We start from the raw sequence: 11,488 nt of genomic DNA, 5'->3' as shown, positions 1-11,488 counted from the left end.
AGGGTTCGGAGCGCTGCCGGGTTATCAACCAGCCTTCAAGGGTCAAGCACGCATGGCCGTGCGCGACGGAAGGCCAGACATCACAAGGACGTCCTGCCCCCATGAAACCGTTATCGCTCCATGAAAGCGGCCTGCCTGCACAAATCTGGAACAGTGCGGCGCAACTCGACAACATTCCCGTCATCAGCACCCATAACCTGGTCCCGGCCGGTGCCCGCGCCGTGGTCATCGCCCCGCACTCCGGCGACGAAGTGGTCACCTGTGGCGGCCTGCTGCAGTTGCTGTGCAGTCTGGGCCATCCCCTGCAATTACTGTCGATCACCGATGGCAGTGCCAGCCATCCCGGTTCGCGCCAGTGGTCGGAGAAACGCCTGAGCGTATTTCGCCCCCAGGAAAGCGTTGAGGCCCTGCGCCGCCTGGGCCTGCCGATGCACAGCCTGAAATGGGTGCGCGGCGGCTTCACCGACAATGCCCTGCTCGACCAGGAAGCCCAGTTGAGCGAATTCATCTCCCGATACCTGCGCCCCGGCGATGTGGTGTTCAGCACCTGGCGCGAAGATGGCACCGACGATCATGAAGTGGTTGGGCGGGCCAGCGCTCAGGCTGCCCGTCAAGCCGGCGCCGCCTATCACGATGTACCGGTCTGGGCCTGGCACTGGCCGGAGCGCGATCAGGCACAGATTCCCTGGCACCGCGCACGCAAGCTGCGCCTCGACACCTGGACCGTCGCGCGCAAGAGTCACGCCACTCACGCCTACGCCAGCCAGCTCAATGGAGAGCCGGCCATCGGCATTGCACCGCTGTTGCCCAAGGCTATTCTGGAGCGTATGCGTCTGCCCTATGAAATCGTTTTCGTGGATTGATCAACCGTCGCGGGCACGTCATTCAAAGTGAACTGCCCGCTGTCCTGGCCAGTCGCATGAACAGGCAGTCATGATTCAGAGGAGCGACCGTGTCCAGCGACCCCAAACGTCATGCCATCGACGCACAACACTTGAACCCCGCCGTCATCCATCGGCTGCGGGTGTTGACGGTCAATACGCACAAGGGTTTTACCGCACTCAATCGGCGTTTCATCCTTCCCGAGCTGCGTGAAGCGGTGCGCAGCACCAGCGCTGACCTGGTGTTTCTTCAGGAAGTGGTGGGCGAACACGAACGGCATTCCAATCGCTACAACGAGTGGCCGCAAACCTCGCAATACGAGTTCCTCGCCGACAGCATGTGGAGCGATTTCGCCTACGGGCGCAACGCCGTCTACCCCGACGGCCATCACGGTAATGCGCTGCTGTCGAAGTACCCGATTCGTGAATTCCGCAACCTCGACGTCTCGATCACGGGCCCCGAACGCCGTGGCCTGCTGCATTGCGTGCTGGACGTACCGGGGCATGCCGAAGTCCATGCAATCTGCGTGCACCTGAGCCTGCTGGAAAGCCACCGGCAATTGCAGCTGCAGCTGCTCTGCCAGTTGCTGGAGTCCCTGCCGGACGATGCACCGGTGATTATCGCCGGTGATTTCAATGACTGGCAGATGCAAGGCAACGTCGCCCTCGCCCGTCGCGACTACCTGCATGAAGCCTTCGAGCGCCATCACGGGCGGCCAGCCAAGACCTACCCCGCACGTTTTCCGCTGTTGCGACTGGATCGGGTCTATCTGCGCAATGCCAGCAGTCATGACCCGCAGATTCTCGGGAGCAAACCCTGGACGCATCTGTCGGATCACTTGCCACTGGCGGTCGAGGTGCACATTTAAGGCATAAACGCCGCATTTCTGCAGTTATGCCCTCATCCACTGTCAGTTCTGACAGTAGTCGATTGTCACAAGCCTTGTTAGGTTCAAGCCATTGCGCCGCGCGTCGGCGCCAATGAGCGGAGACCTTCGATGAAAGCTCCCGGCACTCCCACTACCCGCCATTACAGCCTGCTGGCTGTTTCCATCTGGTTCTTGCTCGAATCGCCCGATCCGGCGTTCGCCCTTTGCACCTTCAATCCCACGCCCGGAGATGACCAGTACACCTGCGACAGCCCTGGCAGCACGCCGCTCACTGACCTGTCGGGAAACAACGGCCTGACGTTCCCTGCCAATGGCAACGGCAGCATTCCTGGCAACGTCACATTCGGTGCCGGAGCCGACCGTGTACTCATGCAGTCGGGCGCAATCAGGGGCGTTCTCGACATGGGCAATGGCAACAATGTGCTGCAGATCGACAACGGCACCATCAGCGGCGCCGTTCACCAGGGCAATGGCGTGGACACCTTCATCATGCATGGCGGCAACATCGCGTCGTTGAGCCAGGGTAACGAATTCGACCTGTTCATCATGACAGGCGGCACCATCACCGGTGCCTTCGAAGACGGTGACTTCGCACAAATGAGCGGCGGTACCATCGGCCGCGTCGACATGAAGCTCGATGACAATGTCTTCGAACTGTCCGGAGGACAGATCATCGGCAATCTGGTGACCGGCTTCGGCAATGACACCATCCGTATTTCCGGCGGGCGGATCGGGGGAAACCTCAGCGTCAGCGGTGGCAGTGACAGCATCACGCTCACCGGTGGCGAAATCGTCGGCGAGATACGGGCCGGCACGGGCGATGACCGGTTAGTGTGGGACGGTGGCGGTATCGTGCGCTCGGCGATCCTCATGGGGGACGGCAATGACAGTGCGCTTCTGCGCAACCTCGACGACAGCCTGCTCGCGCTGACGCCACGGATCGATGGCGGCAATGGCAGCGATGTGCTGACGTTCGACAACAGCCGCACTGCGCTTGCACCTCGTTATACCAATTGGGAAACGGTAAACCTGAACAACGGCTCACGGATGGATCTGGGCGCAGACAGTCTGACCCTTGGCGATGCCACCACAGGCCGGGGCGTACTGAATATCGACGCCAGCAGCACGCTGATATCTGCTCAAGGTGTCGTCTCGCCTGCCGTAGCCGGACAGCCTGCGACCCTCAACAACGCAGGCGTCATCGACATGACCGCCAACAACAATCGCACCAGCGATACTCTGACGGTGCAAGGCAACTACGTCGGCGCCAATGGTCAGCTGCGATTGCAGAGCGTGATTGCCGGCGATGATGCCCCCAGCGACAGACTGGTGGTCAGCAACGGCAGCCTGAGCGGCACGACAGCCATTACCGTGACCAACCTGGGCGGCAATGGCGCCCTGACCGCACAGAACGGCATTCAACTGGTGCAGGCACAGGGCAGCACACTCAGTAGCGACAACGCGTTTTCCCTGGCCAGTCCGGTGTCGGCCGGCGCGTACGATTACCGGCTGTTCAAGGGTGGCGTGACGGCAGGCACGGAAAACAATTGGTATCTGCGTTCGGCCATCGTCGCACCGGCAGTGGTAAGCGTGCCCAATCCCGATCCGGGCCTTGCGCCGATACAGGTTCCGGTGGTGGCCACTCCCGTGGCAGCCGTCGCTCCCGTCGGCAGCCCGCCGTTACCGGCGCTGCCTGCCGCTATCCCCGGCGCTGCGCCGATCGCCCTGTACCGTCCGGAGGTTCCCGTCTGGTCAGCACTGCCCCCGGCTGCAGCGCAATTGGCACTGAATGCACTGGGGACTTTCCATGATCGTCAAGGCGCTCAGCAATTGCTGGACCGGACCGGAACCTTGAGCTCCGGATGGGCCCGGCTCTATGGCAAGAACCTCGACCAGACCTGGGCAGGAACGGTGACCCCGCGCCTGGACGGCTCGCTCAGTGGCGTACAGGTTGGACATGATCTTTACAGCGAGCACTCGGATGCCATGACCTGGCGAGTCGGCCTGTTCATCGGTCACAGCCGTTTGCAGGGTGACGTCAGCGGCTTCAGCGACGCCATCGAAGACAACAGGGCTGGCAACATCAAACTGCAGGGCGACAGCTACGGGTTGTACTGGACACTGATCAACCCGCGTGGCGCTTACCTCGACACCGTACTGATGGGCACCCGCTTCGATGGCGACAGCCGCTCGGTTCGTGGCGCACGACTGGATAATCGCGGCCACGCCTTCAGTGCTTCGGTCGAAAGCGGGTATCCGCTTCCCATCAATGACAGATGGATAATCGAACCGCAGGTTCAGGTCATCCATCAGGCGGTCTCTCTCGACAGCCAGAACGACGGAATCTCACGTGTCTCCTTCGACTCCGACAGCAGCCTGACCGCTCGGCTGGGAGCCCGCATCGTCGGACATTACCGCCTTCAGGGTCAGACGCTGGAACCCTACCTGCGCGCAAATCTTTGGCACACCTTTTCCGGGACCGATTCCGTCACCTTTGCAGACACCGATGTCATCCGCAGCCAACAGAAGGCCTCCACGGCAGACATCGGCCTGGGTGTGGCGCTGCGCCTGGACCCGTCGATCAGTGTCTACGCCAGTACCGATTACAGCCGCAATATCGACAGCAACGAGCAACGCAGCGTGGCCGCCAACCTGGGTATCCGTATCGACTGGTAGACCGACCGTCGGTTGCTGAACCCCTCTACCCTGCCGCTTTCGCGGTGATACTCCATACAAACAAGAACTTATATAGATAAACAAAAACAGAAGGTTGTGACTCCCGATTCGAACCCACCGCTCATCGTCCATTTTCTTGACGCAATGTCAGCCGTCTTCTTAGCTCTACCTTACTACCCCCGGAATCACTACTCGGGGCGAACCTTCGGACACTCGTAAAACGGGCTGCCCCAGGGTTCGCCTCGCTCCATTCGGTCGCCCCTCATTCGGGGTAGGAGAGACGCCAAGGCGAGATACCGCATGCGCTAGCAAGGTAGACCTTCATGAAAACCTCACTCACCCCACACGAGATCAAAATCACCTTTTGCACCGTTTCAAGTTCTATCTTGCTCTGCTCATCCATGGAGGCGCAGGCGGGTCCTGTGGCGGTTGAGACTACGCCCTGGTATCGCCAGGACGTGCCGATCCTGACGCTGCCCGCGACCGTCATCACGCCCGATTCGCAACGCCTGAGCCCGCGCCCTGACCTGCGCGGCACAGATTTGCTCACCGAGGATCTCGCCCCCTCGGACTGGGATCAGCTGTACGGGCAGCCCTCTCGCCTGGCACAGACCGAAATCCTCGGCACCGGGTTTGCGGTGCCCGGCTCGGGGGAAGTCAAAGGGCCGGCCGTGCTGACCTTGCATGGCAGCGGCGGCCAGACCCAGCGCATCGGATTGATCGGTGGCCTGAATCAGATCCAGGGCAACAGCAACGGCCTGATCGTCAACCGCGCCCTCGCCGATCCGACCACCGACACCCTCAATCTGCAGGGCCAGAGCCTCGGTGCCTATTACAGCCTGATCGGTGCCGAAGGCTGGCATGTCGACCTGGCGGCCAGCGGTGGCCGGGTCAGTGGTTTCAGCCGCAATGAACAGGGCGCGCGCCTGGCCACGGAAGGCAGCGCGATGACCCTCTCGCTGGAAGGCGGCTTTCCGATCGGCCTGAGCGAAAACTGGGTCGTCGAGCCCCAGGCGCAGTTGATCAATCAGCGCATCACTCTCGATACGCCTTACGCGGGCTCGGGCAATGCTTCATCGACTGACATTTCGTCCTGGAGCGGCCGGGTCGGTGCCCGCCTCAAAGGCAGTTACGACCTGAGCGGTCTGCCGGTCGAGCCCTACGTGCGCACCAACCTCTGGCACACGGTTTACACCGGCAACGCGGTGACGCTCGATCAAGTGGACAAGATCAGCAGCAGCCGCAAGTCGTCGACGGTGGAACTCGGACTGGGTCTGGTGGCGAAGGTCACGCCGACCGTAAGCCTGTACGTCAGCGCTGACTACAGCAGTGATGTGGATGACAACGATCTGAACGGGCTGATCGGCAGTCTGGGGGTGCGGATGCGCTGGTAAGGAAGCTCGCGAATTCACTGCGGGAGCAAGTCGTTTGCTCCCGCAGGTTCATCATCACCCCTCGGGTTTGAGGATCAACACCGCCAACGGCGGCAGATTCAGCTCCAACGACAACGCCTGACCGTGACTGGCCACGTCTTCGGTAAACGCCCCGCCGCCGTTGCCATAGTTGGAACCGGCATAGGTGTCGGCATCACTGTTGAGCAGCTCCTTCCAGCGCCCGGCAAACGGCACGCCCACCCGGTACGACTGACGCGGCACCGGTGTGAAGTTGGCCACCACCAGCACCGGCGTCCCCTCCTTGCTCCAGCGCAGCCACGCATAGACGCTGTTGATCGCATCGTCACCGATCAGCCACTGGAACCCTTGCGGTGCATCGTCCTGCTCGTGCAGTGCCGGCTCTTCGCGGTACAACCGATTCAGATCGCCAACCAGTTTCTGCACGCCTTTGTGCTCGGAGTACTGCAGCAGATACCAGTCCAGTTGCTGATCGTGATTCCACTCGCGCCACTGGCCGAACTCGCACCCCATGAACAACAGCTTCTTGCCCGGATGAGTCCACATGAAGCTCAGATAGGCGCGCAGGTTGGCGAACTTCTGCCAGCGGTCGCCGGGCATCTTGTCAATCAGCGAATGCTTGCCGTGCACCACTTCGTCGTGGGAAATCGGCAGGATGAAGCGCTCGGACCAGGCGTACACCAGACCAAAACTCAACTCGTTGTGATGATGGGCGCGGTACACGGGATCCTGCTGGATGTAGTGCAGCGAATCGTGCATCCAGCCCATATTCCATTTGTAGGCAAAGCCGAGTCCGCCCTGCTGGGTGCTTTGACTGACGCCCGGCCACGCCGTGGATTCCTCGGCGATCACCAGCGCGCCCGGTGCTTCCAGCGCCACCACATCGTTGAGGTGACGAAGGAAGTCGATGGCTTCCAGATTCTCCCGTCCGCCATGGCGATTGGGCACCCACTCCCCGGCCTTGCGTGAATAGTCGCGATACAGCATCGACGCCACCGCATCGACCCGCAGCCCGTCGACGTGAAAATGCTTCAACCAGTGCAACGCCGATGCCAGCATATAGCCGTGCACTTCGGTGCGGCCCAGGTTGTAGATCAGCGTGTCCCAGTCCTGATGAAAGCCTTCCAGCGGGTTGCCGTATTCGTACAGCGCGGTGCCATCAAACTGCGCCAGACCGTGGGTATCGGTTGGAAAATGCGCCGGCACCCAGTCGAGAATCACCCCGATATCGGCCTGATGGCAGGCGTTGACGAACGCCGCGAACTCGTCCGGCGTGCCGTAACGGGCGCTCGGGGCAAACTGCGACAGCAACTGATAACCCCAGGAGCCACCGAACGGGTGCTCCATGATCGGCATCAGTTCAATGTGGGTGAAGCCCAGCTCCTTGACGTAGGGAATCAGTCGCTCAGCCAATTCCGGCCAAGTGTACTGACGGGCCACTTCACCCAGATCGTCCACCTCGCACTGCCAGGATCCGGCATGCAGCTCATAGATCGACAGCGGCGCATTGTGTTGCTGGCGCTCGCGGCGGCCGGTCATCCAGCCCTGATCCTGCCAGTCGACCTGCAACGGCGAGGCGACTTTCGACGCGGTGTCCGGCGGCAGGCTGGTGGCCAGGGCCATCGGGTCGGCCTTGAGCGGCAGGATGCCGTGAGCGCCAAGGATTTCGTATTTGTACAGGTCGCCCGCCTGCAGGCGCGGAATGAACAACTCCCAGACCCCGGACGGATGGCGCAGCCGCATCGGATGCCGGCGCCCGTCCCAGACGTTGAAGTCGCCAACCACCGACACCCGCCGGGCATTCGGCGCCCACACGGCGAATCGTACGCCGTCGACGCCATCCACGGTTTTCAGTTGTGCGCCGAGGCAACTGCTGAGGTCGCGGTGATTGCCTTCAGCGAACAGATACAGATCCATTTCACCGAGCAACTGGCCAAAGCTGTAGGGATCTTCCGCGACCTGCTCGCCACCGGCCCAACGCGTACGCAACAGATAAGGCCGCGTCGATTCGAAATGCCCGACAAACAGCCCCGGCGTCTCGGTCGCCTCCAGCGGGCCGCGCTCCTCGCCGTTGTCCTTGTCCAACACCGTGACACTCAATGCGCCGGGCAGATACGCCCGGATGAACTGCCCGCCGGCACCATCGCCGTGGGGCCCGAGAATGGAAAACGGGTCCTGATGTTCTGCGCGCACCAGGGCATCGATGTCCCTGGCCCCGGGCAGCAAACGTTCTTTAACCTGACCCTGTTCCTTGTTCGAGAAACTCATGACTACTCTCCACCAAGATCGGAAAAGGGTTCCAGCCCCGTCAATAACCCATACAGACCGTGCAACGGCACGGGCAGCCAGGTGGGGCGATTTTCGGCTTCATAGGCCACTTCGTAGGCCGCTTTCTCCAGACCGAACAACGCCAGTGCGGCGTCGGCACCTTCAGGATCCTGCCAGGCATGATCAAGACTAGCTGCCGCTCGCTGATATGCCTCGACAAATGCCTCGCGGGCCTCACGCAGATAACGCTCGGCCACCCGCCGACGCGCCGCCTCGGCCTCGGGACTGTTGTCGACGTTGTGCACGTTGATAGTCATCGCGGCCGCGTAATCGAAGGAACGCAACACACCGCTGACATCCTTGTAAGGGCTGTGCTTGCCACGACGCTCGGACAGTGGCCGCGCCGGTTCGCCTTCGAAGTCGATCAGGTACGCATCGCCCTTGATCACCAGCACTTGCCCCAGATGCAGGTCGCCGTGCACCCGAATGCGCAAGCCACCGGCGGATTTCTTCGCCAGTTCCTGCACATGAGCGAGGATGGTTTTCTTGTGGTCGAGCAAACGACCGACAAGCTTTTGATCCGCTGCATCGAGTTCACCCTGATGCTGCTTGAGCAGCTTGAGCGCGTGCTCGACCTGAGCGCCCACGTCCTTGCCAGTGGCCTGCGCATCCTTGGCCGAACTGACCTGCGGCGCAAAGTCCGGGTTGTCGGTGGGAGCCGCCAGTACCTGATGCATTTCCCCCAGGCGCTGCCCCAGCATCCCGGCGAAGTCTTTCAGCTCGCCGAGGGCTTTGTAGTGCTGCGACTGCTCGGACACGGCGTCCGCCAGTTCGTCACGCAACGCCCGCTCGAGGTTGTTCTGCGTCCATTCCCAGGCGTCGCCCTGATTGCTCAGGTAGCCCTGGGCAATCATCAGCAGATTGTCTTCGCCCTGCCCGTCGCGGCGAATCACCGAGCCCAACAGCGGGGAAATATTGGCAAATCCGGCGGCGGTCAGGTAAGCGCTCATCTCCAGTTCCGGGTGTACGCCAGAAGCGACTTTGCGGATCAGTTTAAGCACCAGACTGTTGCCGATCACCACCGAACTGTTGGATTGCTCGGCGGACAGGTAACGCACTTCGGATTCGGCCCCAAGGCCAAGTTCGTCGAGCTGCGGCGTGGCCTCGAAACGTATTTCGCCATCGCTGGAGTCCAGCACCGTGCCACTTTGCATGCCTTGTAAAACCGCCCGAATAAACGCTTCAAGGCTGAACGCATCGGTAATCAGACCGACCTGACGGACCCGACGCACACGGGACAACGCCAGTTGCTGCGGCAACGCCGGCCCGACCTGATCTTCCGAGATAAAGCCAAATGGCAGTTGGTAACGACTGGTCTGCCCGCCGCTGCTGACTTCGATCTCACTGAGCAGCACCGGATGCTGCGCGTCGCCGAAACGCACACCGTAGGCCAGCCGGACTTCCTCGATGGCCGCGTCCTTGCCGGCGAACCAGCGGCGGTTCTGCAGCCAGTTCGGCAGGATGGCCTGTTCCAGGGTGGCCCGGGACGGCGCCTCCAGCAGTTCTTCCATGCGTTTTTTCAGCACCAGCGTCGTGAAGTCCGGCAGGCTCTGCGCCGGCTCGACGTGCCAGCTCGGCATCTGGTTTTCTGCCGCGAGGCCGAACCAATAGAAGCCGTAAGGCGCGAGGGTCAGCAGAAAGTTGAGCTGGCCGATGGGCGGAAACGCATTACCGCCGAGCATCTCCACCGGCACCATGCCGACGTAGGCCGACAGGTCCAGCTCCACCGCCTGGGCGCTGCGCGAAACGTTGGCCACGCACAGGATGATTTCGTGTTTGCCGTCCGGCCCGGTGTATTCGCGGGTGTAGGCCAGCACGCGGCGATTGGCCGGCGATAGCATTTTCAAGGTGCCGCGACCGAACGCCTTGGACTGCTTGCGCACGGTCAGCAGGCGACGGGTCCAGTTCAGCAGCGAATGCGGGTCGCCGGCCTGGGTTTCGACGTTGACCGACTGAAAGCCGTACTGCGGGTCCATGATCGGCGGCAGCACCAGACTGGCCGGATCGGCCCGGGAGAATCCGCCGTTACGGTCGATAGACCATTGCATCGGCGTGCGCACACCGTCGCGGTCACCCAGATAGATGTTGTCGCCCATGCCGATTTCATCGCCGTAATACAGGGTCGGCGTGCCGGGCATCGACAGCAACAGACTGTTGAGCAGCTCGATGCGCCGGCGGTCGCGCTCCATCAGCGGCGCCAGACGCCGGCGGATGCCGAGGTTGATCCGCGCGCGACGGTCGGCGGCGTAGTAGTTCCAGAGGTAGTCGCGTTCCTTGTCGGTGACCATCTCCAGCGTCAGTTCATCGTGGTTGCGCAGGAAGATCGCCCATTGGCAATTGGCCGGGATCTCCGGGGTCTGGCGCAGGATATCGGTGATCGGGAAGCGATCTTCCTGGGCCAGGGCCATGTACATGCGCGGCATCAGCGGGAAGTGGAATGCCATGTGGCACTCATCGCCATTCACGCCCTCGGCGTCGGTGTCGCCGAAGTACAACTGAGTGTCTTCCGGCCATTGGTTGGCCTCGGCCAGCAGCATGCGATCCGGGTAATTGGCGTCGATTTCGGCACGGATCTGCTTGAGGACGTCGTGAGTCTCCGGCAGGTTTTCGTTGTTGGTGCCGTCGCGTTCGATCAAGTACGGAATGGCATCCAGGCGCAGACCGTCGATGCCCATGTCCAGCCAGTAACGCATCACCGACAGCACGGCTTTCATGACTTGGGGGTTGTCGAAATTCAGGTCCGGCTGGTGCGAATAGAAACGGTGCCAGAAGTACTGGCCGGCCACCGGGTCCCAGGTCCAGTTGGACTTTTCGGTGTCGAGGAAAATGATCCGCGTGCCGTCGTACTTCTGGTCGTCATCCGACCACACATAAAAGTCGCGGGCCGCCGAACCGGGTTTGGCCTTGCGCGCCCGCTGGAACCACGGGTGCTGATCCGAAGTGTGATTGATGACCAGCTCGGTAATGACCCGCAAACCGCGTTTGTGCGCCTCGGCGATGAAGCGCTTGGCGTCGGCCATGGTCCCGTAATCGCTGTGTACGCCACGGTACTCGGCAATGTCGTAACCGTCATCGCGCCGCGGCGACGGGTAGAACGGCAGCAGCCAGATGGTGTTGACGCCCAGTTCGGCGATGTAATCGAGCTTGGCGATCAGGCCGGGAAAATCGCCGATTCCATCGTTGTTGGAGTCGAAAAAGGATTTGACGTGAACCTGATAGATCACCGCGTCCTTGTACCAGAGCGGGTCCTTGATGAAGGTGGCTGACTTGGGTTTCTTCGCCATGTGAAACTCCTGTTCAA

At 61.6% G+C, this 11,488-nt stretch carries 6 protein-coding genes; 4 read left to right on the top strand and 2 right to left on the bottom strand.

The genetic code is table 11. The features are described from left to right. The first annotated feature begins 101 nt into the window (after window positions 1-101). The 4 genes from R1A29_RS12830 (at window position 102) to R1A29_RS12815 (ending at window position 5,841) form a co-directional block, all read left to right on the top strand. Window positions 102-863: a PIG-L deacetylase family protein gene (locus R1A29_RS12830; protein WP_438301740.1), complete on the top strand. Its 762-nt coding sequence runs from the start codon at window positions 102-104 to the stop codon at window positions 861-863. Between the two features lie 89 nt (window positions 864-952). Then, on the top strand, window positions 953-1,750 hold the full coding sequence (locus tag R1A29_RS12825; protein ID WP_438301739.1) for an endonuclease/exonuclease/phosphatase family protein: 798 nt from the start codon (window positions 953-955) through the stop codon (window positions 1,748-1,750). A gap of 129 nt (window positions 1,751-1,879) precedes the next feature. Further along, window positions 1,880-4,447 carry an autotransporter outer membrane beta-barrel domain-containing protein gene (locus R1A29_RS12820; RefSeq protein WP_438301738.1) on the top strand — a complete coding sequence of 856 codons (2,568 nt, stop codon included), beginning with the start codon at window positions 1,880-1,882 and terminating at the stop codon, window positions 4,445-4,447. 323 nt (window positions 4,448-4,770) lie between these two features. Continuing rightward, the gene (locus R1A29_RS12815) at window positions 4,771-5,841 is read left to right on the top strand and encodes an autotransporter outer membrane beta-barrel domain-containing protein (RefSeq protein WP_438301737.1); all 1,071 of its coding nucleotides are present in this window, start codon (window positions 4,771-4,773) and stop codon (window positions 5,839-5,841) included. A gap of 54 nt (window positions 5,842-5,895) precedes the next feature. Here R1A29_RS12815 and glgB read toward each other — a convergent pair whose 3' ends face one another. Together glgB and treS are read right to left on the bottom strand one after the other, a co-directional pair. After that, a complete protein-coding gene (gene glgB, locus R1A29_RS12810) occupies window positions 5,896-8,127 on the bottom strand; it encodes a 1,4-alpha-glucan branching protein GlgB (RefSeq protein WP_438301736.1) in 2,232 nt (743 codons plus the stop codon). A gap of 2 nt (window positions 8,128-8,129) precedes the next feature. Beyond that, window positions 8,130-11,471 (bottom strand): maltose alpha-D-glucosyltransferase, encoded by a 3,342-nt coding sequence (gene treS, locus R1A29_RS12805; protein ID WP_438301735.1) that lies wholly within the window; start codon window positions 11,469-11,471, stop codon window positions 8,130-8,132. Window positions 11,472-11,488 lie beyond the last annotated feature (17 nt).

Source organism: Pseudomonas sp. NMS19W (assembly GCF_051554255.1).
Lineage (GTDB): Bacteria > Pseudomonadota > Gammaproteobacteria > Pseudomonadales > Pseudomonadaceae > Aquipseudomonas > Aquipseudomonas kribbensis.
The sequence above is the reverse complement of the archived record's forward strand: the minus strand, read 5'-3'. Positions and strand labels throughout refer to the sequence as shown.